Origin of the sequence: Microcoleus sp. ARI1-B5 (assembly GCF_036705795.1) — a bacterium.
GTDB lineage: Bacteria > Cyanobacteriota > Cyanobacteriia > Cyanobacteriales > Microcoleaceae > Microcoleus.
On record NZ_JAUBVK010000028.1, the window covers coordinates 64,623 to 83,929 of the forward strand.

General features: G+C 46.3%; 13 protein-coding genes and 1 pseudogene. 7 read left to right on the forward strand and 7 right to left on the reverse strand.

Features of this window, described 5'->3' with window-relative positions; genetic code table 11:
- Positions 1-188: 188 nt before the first annotated feature.
- The 6 genes from QUB63_RS28070 (at position 189) to QUB63_RS28095 (ending at position 10,561) form a co-directional block, all read left to right on the forward strand.
- On the forward strand, positions 189-1,586 hold the full coding sequence (locus tag QUB63_RS28070; RefSeq protein ID WP_332948656.1) for a polyprenyl synthetase family protein: 1,398 nt from the start codon (positions 189-191) through the stop codon (positions 1,584-1,586).
- Positions 1,583-3,085 (forward strand): hypothetical protein, encoded by a 1,503-nt coding sequence (locus tag QUB63_RS28075; protein ID WP_332948657.1) that lies wholly within the window; start codon positions 1,583-1,585, stop codon positions 3,083-3,085. Before QUB63_RS28070 ends, QUB63_RS28075 begins: the two co-directional genes overlap by 4 nt.
- Positions 3,086-3,342: 257 nt before the next feature.
- Positions 3,343-4,410 carry a hypothetical protein gene (locus tag QUB63_RS28080; RefSeq protein WP_332948658.1) on the forward strand — a complete coding sequence of 356 codons (1,068 nt, stop codon included), beginning with the start codon at positions 3,343-3,345 and terminating at the stop codon, positions 4,408-4,410.
- Positions 4,411-5,459: 1,049 nt separating this feature from the next.
- Entirely contained in the window at positions 5,460-6,464 is a 1,005-nt protein-coding gene (locus tag QUB63_RS28085) for an RNA polymerase sigma factor, RpoD/SigA family (protein WP_332948659.1), read from the forward strand.
- 519 nt (positions 6,465-6,983) lie between these two features.
- Complete coding sequence (locus tag QUB63_RS28090) at positions 6,984-7,535, forward strand: hypothetical protein (protein WP_332948660.1); 552 nt, start codon at positions 6,984-6,986, stop codon at positions 7,533-7,535.
- A 482-nt stretch (positions 7,536-8,017) separates the two neighbouring features.
- Entirely contained in the window at positions 8,018-10,561 is a 2,544-nt protein-coding gene (locus QUB63_RS28095) for a CHASE4 domain-containing protein (RefSeq protein ID WP_332948661.1), read from the forward strand.
- Positions 10,562-10,849: 288 nt separating this feature from the next.
- Here the strand turns inward: QUB63_RS28095 and QUB63_RS28100 are convergent, their stop codons facing one another.
- The 6 genes from QUB63_RS28100 to QUB63_RS28125 all read right to left on the reverse strand — a co-directional run bounded on the left by QUB63_RS28100 (position 10,850) and on the right by QUB63_RS28125 (position 15,388).
- The gene (locus QUB63_RS28100) at positions 10,850-11,458 is read right to left on the reverse strand and encodes a fasciclin domain-containing protein (RefSeq protein WP_332948662.1); all 609 of its coding nucleotides are present in this window, start codon (positions 11,456-11,458) and stop codon (positions 10,850-10,852) included.
- A gap of 169 nt (positions 11,459-11,627) precedes the next feature.
- Complete coding sequence (locus tag QUB63_RS28105; protein WP_332948663.1) at positions 11,628-12,410, reverse strand: MBL fold metallo-hydrolase; 783 nt, start codon at positions 12,408-12,410, stop codon at positions 11,628-11,630.
- Between the two features lie 583 nt (positions 12,411-12,993).
- On the reverse strand, positions 12,994-13,581 hold the full coding sequence (locus tag QUB63_RS28110) for an anthranilate synthase component II (protein ID WP_332948664.1): 588 nt from the start codon (positions 13,579-13,581) through the stop codon (positions 12,994-12,996).
- A gap of 178 nt (positions 13,582-13,759) precedes the next feature.
- Positions 13,760-14,272 (reverse strand): diacylglycerol kinase family protein, encoded by a 513-nt coding sequence (locus tag QUB63_RS28115; RefSeq protein ID WP_332948665.1) that lies wholly within the window; start codon positions 14,270-14,272, stop codon positions 13,760-13,762.
- A 161-nt stretch (positions 14,273-14,433) separates the two neighbouring features.
- The gene (gene ybeY, locus QUB63_RS28120; RefSeq protein WP_332948666.1) at positions 14,434-14,958 is read right to left on the reverse strand and encodes an rRNA maturation RNase YbeY; all 525 of its coding nucleotides are present in this window, start codon (positions 14,956-14,958) and stop codon (positions 14,434-14,436) included.
- 208 nt (positions 14,959-15,166) lie between these two features.
- A complete protein-coding gene (locus tag QUB63_RS28125) occupies positions 15,167-15,388 on the reverse strand; it encodes a DUF3285 domain-containing protein (RefSeq protein ID WP_332948667.1) in 222 nt (73 codons plus the stop codon).
- Between the two features lie 182 nt (positions 15,389-15,570).
- Here QUB63_RS28125 and QUB63_RS35170 point away from each other — a divergent pair.
- Positions 15,571-15,789, forward strand: a pseudogene (locus tag QUB63_RS35170) (transposase); the annotation flags it as partial.
- Positions 15,790-16,488: 699 nt separating this feature from the next.
- Here QUB63_RS35170 and QUB63_RS28130 read toward each other — a convergent pair.
- Positions 16,489-19,307 (reverse strand): calcium-binding protein (locus tag QUB63_RS28130; RefSeq protein ID WP_332948668.1); only part of this gene is annotated, 2,819 nt, incomplete at its 5' end.

The window sequence follows — 19,307 nt, forward strand, 5'->3', positions numbered from 1 at the left end:
CTATCTAGCCCGCACTCATTTTTTCACAAATGATTTAGGAATGCTATATTATTCAAGATAAGACCAATTTTTAAGTGGGAGTCAAAATCAAAAAAAGTAACAACTTGTTACATTTTTTAGAGAAATAAAAATTTCGCTCGAGTTAACTTTACTTGACATTAACGATTAGATAGCTAGGGAAGGATTTGATGCCAGAAGAAAGATTCTTGTTTTTAGTTATTTTTAGCGGTTTTTCCTGGTTAATTTTCCGCCTAAACTCCGCCGCTATTCGCGAAAAAAAGCAACTCAAACCTTCTACCGGGCCAGTTATTACCTTAAAAACCCCCCTACCAGATCGCCAACTAGAGGAAGAATTCATATCAATAGAAATCCCAGTCACCGCCCAAAGCGAATCTGGAGCGAAACCAAAAAATCCGCTAAACTTTCCAGTTGTCGAAACAAGCCAACAAGTTAATCGCGAAAAAACTAGCGAAGAATCCCCACCAGAGATAATGTTTGATAAAAACATTATCAATGAGGCATTGCAGAACTCTCGATCGGCAATTGTTACTACAATTGCTGAAACTATCAAAACTAAGCGATCGCAAGCAGGAGCCTACACACCCTTATACGATTTATTAATGGATTATCCGCTGCGCGCCGGCAAAATGCTCCGCCCTACAATCTGTGTAAGTGTAGCGCGAGCCGCAGGCGGTATGGGGCATTTAGCCGTAAAAACCGCCTCTGCTTTGGAACTGTATCATAATGCTTTTCTGATTCACGATGACATTGAAGACGGTTCGGAAACTCGACGGGGCAAAGATACTTTACATCAGATGATTGGTATTCCTCGTGCCATTAATGTTGGAGACGCAACAAACGTTTTAGCAGTGGGTTTGCTGTTAGAAAATTTGCCTACTATTGGTGTATCTAAAACTATAAACATTCTCCATGAAATAGATTTCATGGCGCAACAATCCGTAGAAGGACAAGCGATGGAATTGGACTGGGTAGCAGCGAATACCTCAAAAATCAGCGACCAAGACTATTTCACGATGTGTGTCAAAAAAACTTGTTGGTATTCCTTCATCACACCCTGTCGCCTGGGTTTAATTATCGGACATCCAGCGGCTAGTCCCAAAGATTTAGTCAAACCTTTAGCGAGTCTAACCCGGTTTGGGATGATTTTGGGGATTGCCTTTCAGATCCAAGACGATGTGCTAAATCTTCAAGGAGAAATGGAAACTTACGGTAAAGAAATTGGTGGAGATATCTACGAAGGAAAACGCACATTAATGCTCAATCATGTAATTGCTAACAGCGGTAAAGCCGCACCAAAAATATTGGAAATTCTTGCTATTCCAAGGCTACAAAAAACCCCGGAGCAAATTGCTTTTATCCTGAAAAAAATGCAAGAGTGCGGTAGCATCGAACACGGCTGGACTGTGGCACGAAAATTAGCAAACCAAGCTGCTGAGATTTTTGAGAGTTTAGATTTTCTTCAGCCTGAAACCCCTTTAAAACCAGAAGAACAAGGGGTTGCTTCAGTGCAAGACCGTCGATTTCTCAAAGAATTAATTAACTATGTGATCTATCGAAACTTATGAGCCAACTTCCCCAGATAGAGCTAAAAATTCCGTCAGGTACAACTGTGGGACTGCAACTTTTGCTGCACAACCAGAGTACAGAAAGTCTATTATTACATCCCGAACTAGAGGATTGGGTGGTTGATGGAGAGCAAATTATCTCATCTGTTAGTTACTTAGAACCAGTTTATATTGTGCTAGCGGGTGGGGAAGAAAAGAGTCAAAAAATGAGACTGGAAATTCCCTCTGAATTAAAACCCGGACAAATCCTCAAGAATTGGTTGCGGTTTCCGGGGATTCAGGAAGCTGGGATTCCTGTAAAGGTTGAAATTATTGAATTGGACAAAGATAATGCAGCAGCAATAGACTTATCTTTAAAGGCGGATTTGCCTTTTCCCACACAGGATAGTCAGTTGTCGCCAATTTTAGGTTTAATGTCAGGATTGATAGAGTTCGATCGAATTCCGATGCGCTGGCTAATGGCGGAAATACTCGTAAAATTATGCCAAACTGGAGAGGAATATGCGAAGTCTCAAGCGGGAAGTGAGTTGTTGCGTCATTTGCGTCCTACGCCGTTTTTTAAGAAGGGAGTTAGTGCTTTAGACGGAGTTAAAATTTCCGATTGGATTGCTAAGAGTTTATCAAGTATTAAGTCGGTTCTCAAGGGTAAGAAAGGTCAAGGTTCTCTCCTCTATCTTTGGGAGTGTTGGTGGTTGAGTTTAGCGGAAGTGGATTTAGAGGCGGGTGAGAGTGGTAGTACAATTGAGGTGCCTCCTTTTTTAGCAGAAGAGTTTGTTACAGAGTTAGGAAATGATGGCGATCGCTGGTTTGCTGCTCTGATTTTCGGATTAGCTCAACTTTCACCGGCGATCGCACTGAATTTGAAAAACATCGCAACTGACATACCCCCCATTTCGGATTCATTAACAGAGCGATCGCTCCACTCAAGCTATAATTTAGCAACCGGATTGTCGGGATTCGATCTGCTTCCCGTGCGCTGGTTAGTTCTGGAAATGTTACTCCTCCTCAATCAAATGGGAAGGGAATATCTCGAAACTGAACCAGGTTCTAAATTATTAACTCGGTTGAGTCGTACTCGTTTCTTTAAGAATGGAGTAATCGCCTTTGCTTCAGCTCAAGTCCCGCGTTGGTTAGCAATTAGCCAATCTGCTGCTAATGCTTACTATGAGTCACTTGGTGTTCCCAGTAGCACCAGAGGTGTCGTTTATTACTGGGAAAACTGGTTGTGGGGTTTAGCGGCAATAGATTTAAACTCAGCTAGAACTAAGAACATAATTCCTAGTTCAAATGTTTCTGGTACTCTCTTGGTTAACCAATGGGAAATGGATGCAGAACTGTGGTTTGGGGCGATCGCACTCGGATTAGTTCGACTCTCGCCTCGGATTGCTACTCAAGTCAAAAATATTGCCGATCGCTCTCCCGACTTATTTCCTCCAACTCCCCAGCATCCTGTCGCCTTACACAATATTCTTGATGGAGCAACTTCGCTCCAGCGTTAATGTTCGTAGTGAGGACTTTAGTCCTCTGAATCTGCGGACTAAAGTCCAGCATTAATGTTCGTAGTGAGGACTTTAGTCCTCTGAATCTGCGGACTAAAGTCCTCACTACCAACCGAATGGCGATCGGATAGCGGTAGGGTGCGTCGCTCGATCGATAGTTGTAAGTAGCCATAAAAGTCGCTCGCGACGCACCCTACTTTAACTCACGATTCTGTTGAACATTATTTTACGAAGAAGTATTGTAGCTAACACAAACTATGAAAATTGATGAAGAACTACTTGCGCGTGTAGAAGCGCTACGCATTCCCTTACTAGACACCTTATCGCCCCTGGATTGGAAAGATTGGTATCATTTTATTATTATCGATCGGCAAACAGGACTGCGAGTGCTGGTGAATATAACCGTGATGGGCAGACCGGGAATGGGTGAAATTCAAGTTAGCTTCATTGTCAACTTAGCCTCCGAACAAATTGCTGAAGAAATTAGACCTGATTCGCCTTTAGTTACTTTTGCTACCGTTTTTTCGCTAGAATGGAAACAAGATATGGTGCGGCAGTTCCCATTACTTGTACGGGGAGAGAATGTTTATTTAGAAATTAATGGTAATAATTATGCGGTAGAAGTTCGCGATCGCAGGAGGCAATTATCGATCGAATTTCAAGCGCAAGCTGATGTCATGCCGCTTTTAGTCACCGAGGATTCGCCTTTTGGGAGCGGTTTCATCGGTTGGGGTTTAGTCCCCGGTTGCCAAATAATCGGTGAATTGTCGATCGGCGGACAGTCTTTCAATCTCGATCGCAATTGTTTTTGCTATCACGATCGCAATTTTGGTCGATTTCGCTGGGGTGAGGATATAGGTTGGGAGTGGTTGGTGGCTATTACTACCTGTGAGGATGGCAGACAAATTACATTAATTTTAGACAAACGCACTAATAAAGATCACTCTTTGGGAGGTTTGCCTTACATTTTTATTTATGTGGGTAAGGAAGTGAGTAAAATTTTTATTGGTTCTAGTATTAGGATAAATTGGGATTGGTCTAGTTCTCCAAAAGTACCTTTACGTTTGCCTGGAGTTATGGCTTCACTGTTCTGTGACAGAAGCTTAAGGACGCCTCAAGCCTTGCAGATAGAAGCGGCTGACGAACAAGATAGCTTATTAATTAATGTGGAGTTTGATGCTATGACAGAGCTAGTCATACCGGACAATCAAGTGCGTCAATATACCTTTATTGAGGAAGTAACAGGTTGTGTTGAAGTCAATCTTTTCCTGAAAGGTGAATCTCTCCAAGCTCAGGGATTTGTTTATGCTGAATATGTCCATTAATATTATATCCGAGCGTGACGAAATGATTTTGTATCCCTATAATGGTCACTTCTAAAAAAGTAGAAACCATAGCTCTAAGAGACTAAGAAATAAAGCGCGTACAAAACCCGGATTTGGGATTACTGGATATATGGGCTGCAACATCCTAATCGTCGGGCGCGGTTGCTGTAAATGAAAAAGCGCGATCGACATTCAAAAAAAAATATTTCTCCGGCTTTAGGCAAGGGCTTTTGCCCTCACACCCCTCACCCCTCCTCCCTAACTTCGTAAAATTTGGATAAGGTTAAATATTGTTGAGTCGATCGGCAAAATTTAACTCAAATAGCCAAACATCCCGCTCTTATAGCGGTTCTCAAGCATGGTGAGGTATGCCTTAATGCCCACCCAGGCCTATGCCCGGCGCAGGCCTATGCCCGGCGCAGGCCAGTCATACCTCATGTTTCTGAAAAAGGCTATATATACCCTTACTCACTGACAGCAGAAGTTGATTAGCATACTTTAATAAAAATGTCAAGAAATATTTTAAACGGTAAGTCGCAGCGAATACGGCGATCGAGTTCGGTTATCTCGCATCGCAGCATCTAGGCAGCGAGAAAAATTCAAGCGATGATAGAACAGAGAGCAAAACAAAGCCCTCGAATTGCATGAGTCTGTTTGCATGAGCGTGTTTGCATGAGTATTGTGAAGTTGAGTTGCAGTTAAAACTAGCAGGGAATTGAAAATCTTAAGGAAAAATGTAGAATCTTTACCTTAAGACAGAGGTTTTTACCCTTTACGATCCTCAAAATTGGAAATAGTATTGAGAAAAGTAAACTCTTGCTTCACTTCGCCTTAAACTAGCCGTTAAAGCTAGCGAGCTACGGAAAATCGACGGGGATTACTGGAAAATCAAGCATAAAAGTAATCCAATACAACAAGCTTCTACCGATCGTCACCGATAAACAGGAGGGGTAACATCCTCCCTGTCGCAGTCTTTATCCCACTTTTACAAGTGGGACAGGGTATCACCAACTTTTTATCTGTTGTTACAAGGAGTGCAATACTCACCCATGTCCACTACAACCCCCAAAACCAAAACAGTGAAAGCCGATCGCATGGGCAGCCGGCCATACTCCTCAACGGATACGGTTCGTACCTATCTGCACGAGATCGGTCGAGTACCCTTGCTAACCCGAGAAGAAGAGATTGTTTTCGGGAAGCAGGTACAGCAAATGATGAAATTAATCGAAGCAAAACAAGAACTTGCCGCATTATGGCAGCGGGAGCCGACTCAGCTAGAGTGGGCTGCCGAAATGGAGTTGACGGAAGCCGAACTAAACCGGATCTTGCAGTTAGGGCGGCGCGCCAAGCAAAAGATGATTGAAGCGAATTTGCGTCTAGTAGTCGCGATCGCCAAAAAATACCAGAAACGCAACATGGAATTCTTGGATTTAATTCAAGAAGGAACCCTCGGTTTAGAACGAGGAGTAGAAAAATTTGACCCGATGCGGGGATATAAATTTTCTACCTATGCCTACTGGTGGATTCGCCAAGCAATCACTCGCGCGATCGCCCAACACGCCCGCACCATTCGATTGCCAATTCATATCACCGAAAAACTCAATAAAATCAAAAAAGTGCAGCGGGAACTCACCCAGCAGTTGGGCCGGTCTCCCTCCCCGGGGGAAATTGCCGCCGCCTTGGAACTGCAACCTTCCCAGATTCGGGAATACCTGTTGATGGCAAGACATCCAGTTTCTTTGGACTTGCGCGTAGGAGATAACCAAGATACCGAACTGCAAGAACTCTTAGAAGACGAAACAGCATCTCCAGACAACTACATTACTTCGGAATTGCTGCGGCAAGACCTCGATACTTTGATATCGGAACTTACCCCCCAGCAACGAGATGTGATCGTTCTGCGCTTCGGTTTGGAAGACGGCACAGAAATGTCTCTGGCGAAAGTCGGAGAAAGGCTGAATCTCAGCCGGGAACGGGTGCGGCAGCTAGAACATCAAGCCCTCGCCCACCTGCGGAGGCGCCAATCTCAAGTCCGAGAATACTTGGCTAGCTAGTCACTCAAAGAGTTGAGATTTTCGCCAAATCTCAACTCTTTTTTTGTGCAGGCGTCTCCGGGAAGGATACTTTTATAGCAATTTGCAAGTGATATCATATCCGGTCGATTGACCGAAATAAGCAAGGAACGCACGTGCGGACTTCAGTCCGCAGAATAAGAGCGGACTGAAGTCCGCACGTGCGTTCCGTTTTTGTGTTCGTAGTGCGGACTTCAGTCCGCAGAATAAGAGCGGACTGAAGTCCGCACGTGCGTTCCGTTTTTGTGATGGTAATTGACCGGACAAGATATGAGTGAGGTACAGATGGTAATAGGGAAAAAGGTAATGGGTAATTGGTAGGCTGACGAGTACAGAAGAGAGATTTAAAAAGCGCTATATTTAAGATGTCGATCGCACTCTCTGGAGCGATCGCAATTTATCAAAACTAATCTGAGATTTGAATTTAGGAACCGGGCGGGCGATCGCTCCTCAAGTTAATATTCAGCGTCCGGCCAAATACCCGGTTTCTGTACGAGCTTTTTGAAACTGGTACAAGAGGCGCTGCGCAGCAGCTATTTGAAATTTTGGGGCAAGCAAGTGGTTTTAACTTATTTAATCTTATTCACAAGCAGTTTAGAGGCGATCGCCCTTGCCCTCTCGCCCGGTAACTTCAGCATCGCATCGACGGCACGCCCGCTTGGGCACTCGGACATCAAATCCGGCGTTTTGCGCTCGCAATCCCCCCCAAATGCTGCGCCAGATACCCCTAGCACAGGTTTAGCAGACGGCATTTACCTCTACGGCCAGTCGAGCAAGCCAGATGAACTTAAAAAAGAATATTTTGTATTTGAAATGCGGCAGAGTAAGGTAGTCGGCGCTTTTTACCTGCCTCGGTCTGCTTTTTACTGTTTTTACGGCACTGCGGAGCGAACTCAGTTAAATTTAACAGTAGTGGACAGTTACGACGGCAGTCGCTCTCCCTACTCCGTAAACCTGCAACAGTATCGCCCAATTTGGGCCGTCAGCGACAACGACCGGCGCATTTTGGGTATTTGCAACGAAGCTCACAAACAGGAAGTGTGGGGAAACTAATAGCATTTTCGATTTTCGATTGCGGATTAAAGAATTGGGAATGATTTACTGCATAAGAGTTTGGAGTTTGCCTAGAGTTGCATTCATTTCTGAAAATGATATAACCAATACCTGCGCGATTTTCTGGGTTTGTTGGGTATAGCGAAGCGAAACTAAAACCTATTTGTTCGGTACGAGTGCCTCAACCCAACCTAATTTCTAAGAGGATTTTCCCGTTTGGCGAAGATATTGTTTAACAAAAAACCAGGTCTCATCCCCATGCCTGAAGTTAGCGGATGTTAGCTGTATACTCCTTAACAAGGCAGCAGTAGAGTGCGTCACACAAAAAACTGGAAATATCCGAGAAAATGTGAGGCTACGGGGCGCCCTACAAAACTCCCTCCCGGCAGACTGCAGCAGGGCCAGCAGCCAGGATTCAGGAAACAGCAGTAAAATTGCTCCTGAGTTGAGAATTTTCGGACGGACACCACACACTCGGCAAGATGAAACTGCGTCGGAAAACACTATCAATAGTTGGCATTACCATCGCTGGACTGACTGGCATTCTGTATGCAGCCTCCTCCAGCATCCTTTTGGGCAGCCTTGTCAAAGCAGAGGAACAAGAAGCCACACAGGTGGTCAAGGGAGTGCTCAGCGTGTTCGGGCAAACCGCAGATGACTTCAACTCGCGCTTTGCCGACTGGTCGGCCTGGGATGACACCTACACTTTTATCCAAAACCGCAACTCAGAATTCATTGCCTCGAATTTAGTTCCAGAAGGGCTGAATAATTTGAGAGTTCATCTAGCCATATTTGTCAATACTTCTGGCAAAATAGTTTACGGTACGGGTTTAGACAGCGAAAAGATGAAACTAACGCCTGTTCCAGAAGCATTAAAACAGCACATTTCTCTCAAGGACCCGCTGTTGCAGCACCCCAACGCCAACAGCAGTCTCGCTGGTGTCCTGGTGCTGCAGTCAGGGCCGATACTGATTACTTCCCGGCCAATTGTCACTACAAAAAGCACTGGCCCGATCCGAGGTACGCTGGTATTCGGGCGCAATTTGGATGCTGCGGGCATTGCGAAGCTTTCTAAAATTACTCGCTTGCCGCTGATTGTACACAGCGTTAATGAGGCTCAGTTGCCTGTTGACTTTCTGAAAGTTCGCGATCGACTGTCGGCAAAAAAACCGATTTTGGTGCGTCCTGTCAGCGAAGATTTGATGGCGGGTTATGCTCTGATCCGCGATATTTACGATCGACCGGCGCTGCTGCTGCGGGTGGATATGCCCAGAGAAATCTACCGCCAAGGTCAAACCAGTTTAATGTACCTGCTGGTGTCTGTAGGGTTAGCGGGAATCGGGTTTATCGGCTGCACTCTGCTGCTGATAGAGCGTCTGGTGCTGTCTCGATTGAGCAGCTTGGCGAAAGCAGTGAACCGCGTCAGCAGCAGCCAAGACCTCTCGGTGCGGCTGCCGGTGACGGGCGAAGACGAGTTGGCCGACCTTGCCCATACTATCAACGGAATGCTCGGGGCGATCGCCAGCGCCGAAAGCGAACAACTTGAGGAAAAAGCCCGCTACGGAGCCGTAGTCGAGCAAGCTACAGACTGCATTTTCCTGTGGGACGCTCAAACCAAACGCCTTTTGGAAGCCAATACAGCCTTTAGAAACTTGTTCGATTACAGTCTTGATGCGATTTCGCAACTGAGTGTTTACGATATCGTCGCTTACTCTCAAGACATAGTTGACAGCAATATCGAGTTCCTGCTGGCCCAGAAACAATTCAGAATGGGCGAAGTTCTCTACCGCCGCCGAGACGGTTCCTGCGTGGACGTGGAAGTAAGTGCCAGCGTGATTTCCTACGGCGGCCGCGAGATTATTTGCACTGTTGTCCGCGACATCACCGAGCGCAAGCAAGCCGAAGCTGAACTCCGAGCCTCGGAAGAACGCTACAGACTTTTGTTTAAAAACAACCCCCATCCGATGTGGGTTTACGATTTAGAAACTCTGGAATTTATAGCCGTCAATCAGGCTGCTATCGAGCACTACGGCTACACTCGCGACGAATTTCTCAACATGACCGTTGCGGATATTCGTCCCCCCCAAGAACTGCCGAAATTGCTAGAAAATATATCCCAAGTAGATGTCGGTATTGATTTTGCCGGTGTGTGGCAGCACCAGACAAAAAACGGCACAATTATTGATGTAGAAATTACTTCTTATGCCCTGATATTTGATAGCAGAAATGCTGAATTAGTGCTGGCTCACGACGTGACCGACCGCTTGCAAGCCGAGGCAGAACTTTATAAGGCAAAGGAAGCAGCAGAAGCAGCTAATTTGGCTAAAAGTCAGTTTTTGGCTAACATGAGCCACGAACTGCGAACTCCTCTGAATGCGATTATCGGTTACAGCGAGATTCTGCAAGAAGAGGCTTTAGATTTGGGCGAAGCTGATTTTGTGTCGGATTTGGAAAGAATTCACAATGCAGGCAATCATTTACTGGGATTGATTAATGATATTTTGGACTTGTCGAAGATTGAAGCCGGTCACGCGGAACTTGAATTAGAAACTTTTGACGTGTTCGAGGCAGTTAAAGATGTAGCGAGAACTGTTGAACCGCTATTTTTGCGAAACACCAATCGCCTGAATATTCAGTGTCCTAATAATATTGGCGAATTGTATTCCGATCAAATTAAGTTTACTCAAATTTTGTTTAATTTGCTCAGCAACGCAGCTAAGTTTACTCAGAAAGGGATAATTACACTCACGGTTGAAAGAATTAAAAAGGACGAGAATAGTTGGGATTTTGAAGAGTTAATTTTTAAGTGTACTGATACGGGGATTGGGATGACTCCCCAACAGCTACAAAAGTTATTTCAACCTTTTACGCAAGCTGATGCTTCGACTACCCGCAAGTACGGAGGTACGGGTTTGGGTTTGGCAATAGCGCAGAAATACTCTCAGATGCTGGGGGGAGAAATTACTGTGAATAGCGAGTTTGGCAAGGGGTCAACTTTTACTCTCATGTTGCCGGCACAATTGTAATCTATCCCCATACGCTTGGATTAGGGATCTCAATTGAATTTGATCTCACGAGCGGCTCGCGTCTGGGACGCAACTGTCATATTAATAAATAAAGGTACGTAGTTGGGCTTTAGCCTCCTTTATATATATGTTTAAAGGAGGCTAAAGCCCAACTACGTACCTAATTTTTATCCCGACAATAAAACCACGTGGACTTGGTTGTTGACACTCCGAAAGGCACGGCGCCGTGTCCTGACTTCGCGTTCATTTAACCAAATCTGAAATCATTTGAGGCGAAAAATGCTAGTGCTACTTCGCATCAGCGGGGATCAAAACTTTGTCAATTACGTGAATAACGCCGTTGCTAGCTTTGATATCAGCTTTCACAACATTAGCGCCGCTAACCGTAACTTTGCCTGCGGCAACTGCCACCTTCAGCGAACCGCCTTCCACACTTTTAACATCGCCGGATTTGAGGCTACTAGATAAAACCGCACCAGGAACAACGTGGTAAGTCAAAATCTTAGTTAGTTTGGCTTTGTTTGCCGGTTTGAGCAAATCCTCCACAGTTCCTTTTGGCAAAGCAGCAAATGCCGCGTCAGTCGGTGCAAAAACAGTGAAAGGGCCTTTGCCTTGTAAAGTTGTAACCAAACCAGCAGATCCCAAAGCCTTTGTCAATGTCTTGAATTGAGCGTCGCCAGATGCAATAGCAACAATATCGTTAGCAGCAGCAACTTTTGCCGGTGCGTTAGCGGTTTTCACATTTCCTGCAACTTGTTGAGTTTGAGTTGCATTAGCAACACTGGTGTTGGAGTTGATGTGAGCCCAAGCCGGGAAACCAATTAACGCGCTAGCGCCGATTACTCCTGCGAAACCTGTGAGTTGTTTCATCCAGCTAGGTAAATTTTGATTTTTCATTGCGCTTGGATTTCCTTATGACAATAAAACAGTGAACGTGAATTCTTATGTTAGCCAAATTTCCGCAAAAGTTAAGGTTGCCAAAGGCACTGGGTACAGAGAAAATTCTCTTAGCTGAGCGATCGACCAAAACTCCCTTACTATAGCGCAAGCTCAGGGAAAAATAGCCTCAACCGCTAAATCTGTAACTCAAAACCTCAATTACCGAACCGGTTTGGGGTAAGTCACCAGATTTAATCGAAATCGTGTCATTATTCGATCGGCGTATCGATGTACCATCCATTAGGGCCAAGAATTCATCTAGCGACACTAAATCGCACGCAGCAGCATCGGCGGCTTGAGTTTTGAAATGCGTGGGAATTACCATTTTCGGTTTGAGAAGTTGCAAAGTTTGCTTTGCTTCCGCCGGAGTGTAAGCTTTCGGCCCTCCGCCCACGGGAATTAGCAAAATATCCGGCCGCCCGATCAAGATTTGTTCTTCAATGCCGATCGGGCCAGCAACTCCACCCAAGTGTAAAATCTTAACACCGGCTTGCTGCCACAACCAAGCCACGTTCACCCCAAATCGCCTTCCTCCTTCACGGTCTTTCTGCGTCCGAATGCCTTGAATTCTCAGCCCGTTAGACCTGTAAGCGCCCGGTTCGTACAAAAGGCCGGGATTGCCCGAAAATCCGTCTACCGCCCCTTCATCGAGCAATCTGCTGCTAATCAGAATCAAATCTGTAGGCACTTTAGGAGAGCGGTAGCCTGCCGTACAGCCCAGGGGGCGAAAAGGATTCACCAGCACCCTCGCACCGCCACCGGCGAACAAGAAGCAAGTGTGGCCCAACCACTGAACCGACAAAGAATCAGCCGTTTGAGCTTGATAGCTTTCCCATCCAGATGGTAAACCAGTTGCTAAAGCCGCTAGCAAACCCGTCTGTGCGTAACGTATTAATTGTCGCCGTTTCATCTTGTGGTTGGGGTTGTCGGGTGTTGGTCGTTTGTTGTTATATCATAAAATGCCGCCTGGTGCGAAATGTGCGATCGAGTTTTACCGTAAGGTGTGCATTGCGTACTCTACAAATCCAGAGAAATTCAACTAAGGAATGAGAATTAAATAACTTATAATTTGATGGTTCTTGTGGGATGGGCCAGAAGAGCCCGTCCTTTGTGGACGGGCTCTTCTGACCCATCCCACAAACTTGTGTAAATTATTTAATTTGCGCTCCTAAGCAAATCCACTTAATTAAACGTAAAATACGGCTCGCGCTCAAGCTGGGTGTGTATAGCCTTTCTCAAAAAGATGAGGTATTACTGACAGCTTAATATAACCACTAAACGTATTGGGCCGGGGTTCAACAACGTCTGCGAATATGAGAGCTCGATCCGCTATCTGTCTTTTTCCGACTTCCATTTCTCGACTTCCATCGGACTTCTTCCGACTTCCATTTCTCGACTTCCATCAAACTTCCATCCGTTACATCCGTTACATCCGTTACATCCGTTACATCCGCCCTTGCGAATCCGTTGCCGAACTTCCTTCTTCCTTCTACTTAAAGCCCTTCCAAAAAATTTCGTAATAATTGCTTTCCCGAAGTAGTCAAAATACTTTCCGGGTGAAACTGTACGCCTTCAATGTGCGGATATTCCCGATGCCGCACGCCCATAATCGTGCCATCTTCCACCCAAGCCGTAATTTCCAAAACTTCTGGACAACTCTGCTTTTCAATTACTAAACTGTGATAGCGAGTCGCCAGCATCGGCGATTCTACACCTACAAAAACTCCTACTCCTGCGTGTTCTACCTGAGAAGTTTTGCCGTGCATCAATACTGGTGCAGAAACAATTTTGCCGCCAAATACTTGACCGATACTTTGATGTCCGAGACACACGCCTAAAATTGGTAGAGTCGGTCCCAATTCTTCGATCAATTTCAGAGAAATTCCCGCATCTTCCGGCCGTCCCGGGCCTGGAGAAATTACTACTGCTGCGGGCTGCAAGCGGCGAATGTCTGCTAAGGAAATTTGGTCGTTGCGGTAGACTTGGACTTCTTTTGCTACGGGCAAATCTGCACCGAGTTCTCCTAGATACTGTACCAAATTGTATGTAAAACTGTCGTAGTTATCGATGACTATAATCACGGGTTAAATTGGATTTTAGGTTTGAGATTTTAGATTTTAGATTGACTCGCTGCCTGAATGCAATAGTTTGAAGATTTTAGATAGATGCCCGAGATTAAAATAGCTGCAATATGTAGGAATAAAACTAAAAATCTCAAATTGGTCATCTAAAACCTAAAATTTAGCTTGCCCAATAAGTTTACTGACGGACGATCGCAATTTGAACAACTTCCCACAACGGAGGGAGCAGCAGTGCAGCAGCGACAATCGCCGCAGCCATTGCGGATACCAAAACGGCTCCGGCAGCGCAGTCTTTGGCAATTTTGGCGAGTTCGTGGTAAGATTGCCCGACGGTCAAGTCTACCACTGATTCGATCGCCGTATTCAACAATTCCATTGCTAAAACTATACCAATTGTGACGCCGATCACTGATATTTCTACAGGTTTGAGGTGCAAAAATAGTCCGAGTCCGATCGCCAAAGTTCCTATAACAGTGTGAATCCGAAAATTGCGCTGAGTTTCAAAAGCGTAGGTTAGCCCGCCCCAAGCATACCTAAAACTTGTAGCTAAACTAGATGCGATTTTCCAGGAAAGCTCTCGCTTGTATTTCAAGGCTTTTTTAGGCTCGTGGACTGTCGGCATGGCAGAATCTGGAGGCACGATCGCAAACGGTGGGATGTTTGATGAAATTGAAGGTCTATCTAGTGTCATAAACAACCAACTTTAAGTTACAGAGATTAACGAAAGCTAGACTTTGAAAATTTCCTTCATCAAGTCTAGTTAACTTTCCTAAGTTTTTACTAAAGTTTTGGTGTAATTTCAGAAAGTTATGTTTGACTTGAGATGATGTGTTAAGTCACCATCAACGTCAGTTATGGTATTTGAATCTCAAGTCCGATCGCCCGCAGCAGTGTTTCTTGTCGATCGAGCATTTGAGTCAGACTCTCTTGATCCGGGTGATCCCAGCCCAAAAGATGCAGAAAACCGTGAGCTGCGAGCCAAGCTAGTTCGGTCTTCAGGGGATGTCCTTGCTGCTGGGCTTGTCGCTGGGCTGTATCGATCGAGATGATGATATCACCCAAGTATAAGGGCTCGGATGACTGCATTTCCTCTAGCTGAGGACAGTCTACCTCCAAAGCTGCGAAAGCTAGTACATCCGTCGGTCGATCTTGCTGACGGTACTGGGAGTTGAGGGCTTGGATATCCGGATCGGCGGTTAAACGCAGGCTGACTTCGTAGCCCGGGGCCGCCGGCACATCCGCCTCCTGGTTTTCCAGCCAAACGCTAAACCAATTTTCCCAGGTTTCGGCTGCAATCTCCCCGCTGGGTGTACTTTCCGGGAGGTTGTCAGCGTCGGCGAACCCGTAACAGTCTTCGACGTTCACCTCTAATAGCATTTTTTGGCTCTCCTGTCAAGGGATGTATTGAATTTTTTTACAATTTCAAAGGGCGCGATCGGGCTCATAGAATTTTTGCTTTCAGCACGCAGATTACAATAATCTGCTGAAGATTGCAACGGGTCGATCGCGCCATCAGCTTAACTCCTGATTTGTGAAAGATGAAAAATATCAGCGGAAGTTAGAGGCTGATTGTGGGAAACTTGGGCTAAGAATTGAAATAGCGATCGAGAAAAGCCAAACCGACGAGTACGCCCAAAAGTCCGATCGCCGTCAAAGCAAAATGAAACAGAGAAGTCGCCCGCTTGCGAACCATATTCCGCATCGCCAGCTTGACATAACTCGGTGGAGGTGCATTATTTGTCGGCGGTATCTCGGTTTCGGCGGCGGACTCTTCGGAGGCGGGAGTTGTGGAGGGAGGTTGACTCATAACGGTTAGTTTGTGGAGGTTAGCTGAGGGGCTGCCGAGGACAGACTCGCCACGATGTTAACAAATATGTAACGTTTTGTGTAGTTTTTTTTTATATTTCGGCTCGGACGGCGGTTGAAAGCAGGTTTATACAAACTTTCGTCCGCTCGCCTGCGGTGTAAAGAATATAATATATTTTAATCCATGTGAGTAAAGAAAAAAAGAAACAAGCATTAGCAGACGAAAGAATTCCGAAGGCGATTGAGGGAAAATTATGGCAAGCGAAACGAAGATGAGCGATAGGATCGAGTGATGGCTCTCACTTGATAATACTTCCCAAACAGAAGATGGCAATTGCTTTTTTAGTCATGAACCTGAGCGCGGGATTGAGACAGTTATTATTGATTTTTTTGTGCCAATTTTCATCAATAATAACTTGCGGGCTTCTGGGATTAGCAAAAATTATGTTCAGGCTAACGAACGAAAACACAAACTTAACTCACCCGCTTGCTGGAATTAGAGCTCGATCTCTTTTTGGGTTTCTTTTACTTATTCAGCAAGCCCTACTTGGCGACCTCCTGCTTTGCTGAGTTCGCTTGAAATCCTGACGTTGCGGCCACCGAGGATGGGGCTGGGGCCTTGTGGTTCCCACTTGGGTGTTGCCATGTTAATTTTTCCTGTTTGAAGATGTGTAAAAAGTTGGTTAATGACTCGGAAAGTCGATTCCCGGGTGCTAGCCGCCGGGAGTCGCCGCTCTAGCGTTTTGGGGTGCGATGCGCGCGATCGCCCGCATCCCCCAAAAGACACATTTACCCAATTTAGCCCAGAGCGACTACATATTTTTATGAACCCGATTAAAAAATATGTAGTCGCGTTTCAGTGCATATTCCGCTAAAATTGTCAAGTCTCAAAAACAGTAGATTTCGGGCGATCGCCCTTCCGAAAGTTAAATTAATCTAAATTGTTTTAAGCGCTCGAAGGAAAGGAAATCAAAATTAGAGCGCTCGCAAAAATAGTAAATTCGCAATTAAAACACCATATCTATACAAAACAACGCAGATATTTTGTATAGATATCTGCGTTATTGAGCGTGAATCAGCGGTAAAAACAACCGCTACAGCCTAGATGAAAGTGAAATAAGGGCGATCGAGATTTAGATCCGTCACCCCTTGCACCGTCGCAATTAAATCGTCCGACTGACCGGGCTTTTTGAGGAAAATGCTAGTAGCATTCCCCGCCACCGACAGCGAATAATCAGCCTTAACTCCCGAAAGGACGATCGCATCCTGGGCAGAATTAAAGTCGCTAATCGCAGCATTACCATCACCAGAGTAGTAAATCTTATCACTATCTCCCAACAAGAAACGGTCACTGCCGTCGCCGCCAGTCAAAGTATCAAACTCACCAACTCCCGGATTAGTAGCACCCGGATCGATACCCGCAAGAGTATCATCTCCCTCGCCACCGCTGACAACATCATTACCGCTGCCGCCGAGCAAGAAATCATTGCCTAACTGACCGAAAATGCTGTCATCTCCAGCATCGCCGCCGAGAGAATCATCGCCCTTGCCGCCAAAAATTAGATCGTTACCTTCACCGCCGCTGACAACATCAAAGCCTTTATTGCCGTAGAGCGAATCATTGCCGCTTCCACCTACAATGGCATCATTACCTTTACCTGCGTAAACAATATCATCGCCAGAACCAGCATCGATAAAGTCATTGCCAGCATTGCCCAATAGCGAGTCGTTACCGTCATCGCCGGTGATGTTGTCATTGCCATCTAAGCCGAAAAGCGTATCATTTCCAGCTAAACCGTTGAGTGCATCAGCTTGGGAACCGCCGTAATACAAATCGTTCAGGGGACCGGTGCTGAAAGTGAAATCAACGGTAGTATTCGGACTCGGAATCGGAATGCTGGGCGTTAAATTTTTCGGGCCGCGAGGTGTTGGGGTAGGTGTGGGTGTGGGTGTAGTTGTGCGTGTGGGTGGAGGAGCAAACTTAGAGAGAATAGAATTGCCCGACAAACCTGCCACATTTTCGACAAATCCGCTACCGGGAAGATTGGTAGTTGCAGAATCGAAGAAATTGAGAATGAGGATGTCATCGGCGGCGTTGACTTGACCGTCTTTATTGATGTCTACTAGCAAGCTAGTACCGCTGCGGCCGACTCCAACTGTACCGGGACTTAGAGATAAAGCTGCGGTAACACCTGTGAGAAGTAGGGTGTCAGTGCCGCTACCTGCTTGAATTTTGCTGCCGGCGGATTTTGTGGGATCGAGGGTAAAGGTGTCGTTGCCGCCGCCACCGGTGAGGATGTCTGCGCCACCGTTGCCGGTGAGGGTTTCGCTGTTGCTGCTGCCGGTGATGGTATCGGCGAAAGTTGTACCGATGATGAATTCGATACCGTTGAGAGTATCAGTACCTTGGGCTATCGCAATACCAGTAGCAAGATTAACGTTAACAGGACTCGGCAAAGTAGCATAAGACACCGTATCGATACCGGCACCGCCGACAATACTGTCATTCCCCAAACCGCCATTTAGAGAATCATCTCCATCGCCGCCGTCGAGAGTGTCATTGCCATCGCCGCCGAACAAAAAGTCATTGCCGACACCGCCAAACAAACTGTCATTCCCTTCATTCCCGTACAGAGTATCTTTGCCATCTCCTCCATTGAGAATGTCATCGCCCTTACCGCCGACAATGCTGTCATCACCGGCACCGCCTAACAGACTATCGTTACCTTCACCGCCGTCGAGAGTGTCATTGCCATCGCCGCCGTCGAGATAGTCGTTGCCAATTCCCGTACCGAGAATTACCGTACCGCCCGCCTCGGCAATCGTAATCAGTTCGTCGCCGTTCAACAAATCATCGCCAGCATTTCCGAACAGCGAGTCATTGCCTTGATTGCCTTCAATCGTATCGTTGCCGGCCAATCCGTCAAGGCTGTCATCGCCACTGCCGCCATTGAGAAAATCTGGGCCGGGCGTCGCCTTCAGCGGAAAACTCTTGAGAATCGCGTCCCCTGAGAGGTTGCCAACTTGTTCGATAAAACCATCTCCTTTGTTGAGATTGGGTTCCGCGAAGAAGTCAAGAATCAACAAGTCGTCAGCAGGTTTGAAAACGCCGTCTTTGTTGAGGTCAATTTGCAAGTCGGTATCGAATTCGCCGCCCCGCGTGACGCCTGCGGTACCTGCCGCAAGACCGATCGCCAGTGTGAGACCATTGAGAGTTAGACTATCGGTACCGCTGTCATCAGCAATGATGCTGCCCCCTGCGGAGGTACTATTTAACACGTAGAAGTCATTGCCCGTGCCGCCAAAGAGACTATCGGCACCGCCACCGCCTTCTAGAGTATCGTTACCATCATCTCCGTAGAGTTCGTCGTTACCAAGGCCGCCGTTGATACTGTCGTTATCTTCGCCGCCGCTTAGTTCGTCATTGCCATCACCGCCAGCTAAGGTATCGTTACCGTCACCGCCATCTGCAACATCGCTGCCGACACCGCCAGAAATAGAGTCATTGCCTTCGTCGCCAGCTAAGGTGTCATCGCCGACATCTCCTGTGATGGTGTCGGCACCGTTTCCTCCCAAAACTTCGTCGTTGCCGTCGCCGCCGGAAAGCAAATTATTGCCCAATTCATCGTCTAGGAAGTCATTGCCCGCGCCGCCAAAGAGGCTGTCATTTCCTGCGCCGCCATCTAAGTAATCATCTCCGGTATTGCCGAGGATGGAGTCATTACCTGCTTCACCGAAAATTTCATCGTCACTTGCCAGGCCGTCGATGGTGTCGTTTTGCGGACTACCTTCGATTTCATCAGGTTGGGAAGTACCAAGTATTATCGCTGGAGTTGGTGTGGTTGGAGTTGGTGTGGTTGGAGTTGGTGTGGTTGGAGTTGGTGTGGTTGGAGTTGGTGTGGTTGGAGTTGGTGTGGTTG

What these genes read in the sequence shown, in the direction of transcription:
- QUB63_RS28070 (WP_332948656.1), top strand. Translation starts at nt 189, where the DNA reads ATGCCAGAAGAAAGATTCTTGTTTTTAGTTATTTTTAGCGGTTTTTCC.
- QUB63_RS28085 (WP_332948659.1), top strand. Translation starts at nt 5,460, where the DNA reads ATGTCCACTACAACCCCCAAAACCAAAACAGTGAAAGCCGATCGCATG.
- QUB63_RS28115 (WP_332948665.1), bottom strand. Translation starts at nt 14,272, where the DNA reads ATGACACTAGATAGACCTTCAATTTCATCAAACATCCCACCGTTTGCG.
- QUB63_RS28080 (WP_332948658.1), top strand. Translation starts at nt 3,343, where the DNA reads ATGAAAATTGATGAAGAACTACTTGCGCGTGTAGAAGCGCTACGCATT.
- QUB63_RS28105 (WP_332948663.1), bottom strand. Translation starts at nt 12,410, where the DNA reads ATGAAACGGCGACAATTAATACGTTACGCACAGACGGGTTTGCTAGCG.
- QUB63_RS28100 (WP_332948662.1), bottom strand. Translation starts at nt 11,458, where the DNA reads ATGAAAAATCAAAATTTACCTAGCTGGATGAAACAACTCACAGGTTTC.
- QUB63_RS28125 (WP_332948667.1), bottom strand. Translation starts at nt 15,388, where the DNA reads ATGAGTCAACCTCCCTCCACAACTCCCGCCTCCGAAGAGTCCGCCGCC.
- ybeY (WP_332948666.1), bottom strand. Translation starts at nt 14,958, where the DNA reads ATGCTATTAGAGGTGAACGTCGAAGACTGTTACGGGTTCGCCGACGCT.
- QUB63_RS28095 (WP_332948661.1), top strand. Translation starts at nt 8,018, where the DNA reads ATGAAACTGCGTCGGAAAACACTATCAATAGTTGGCATTACCATCGCT.
- QUB63_RS28075 (WP_332948657.1), top strand. Translation starts at nt 1,583, where the DNA reads ATGAGCCAACTTCCCCAGATAGAGCTAAAAATTCCGTCAGGTACAACT.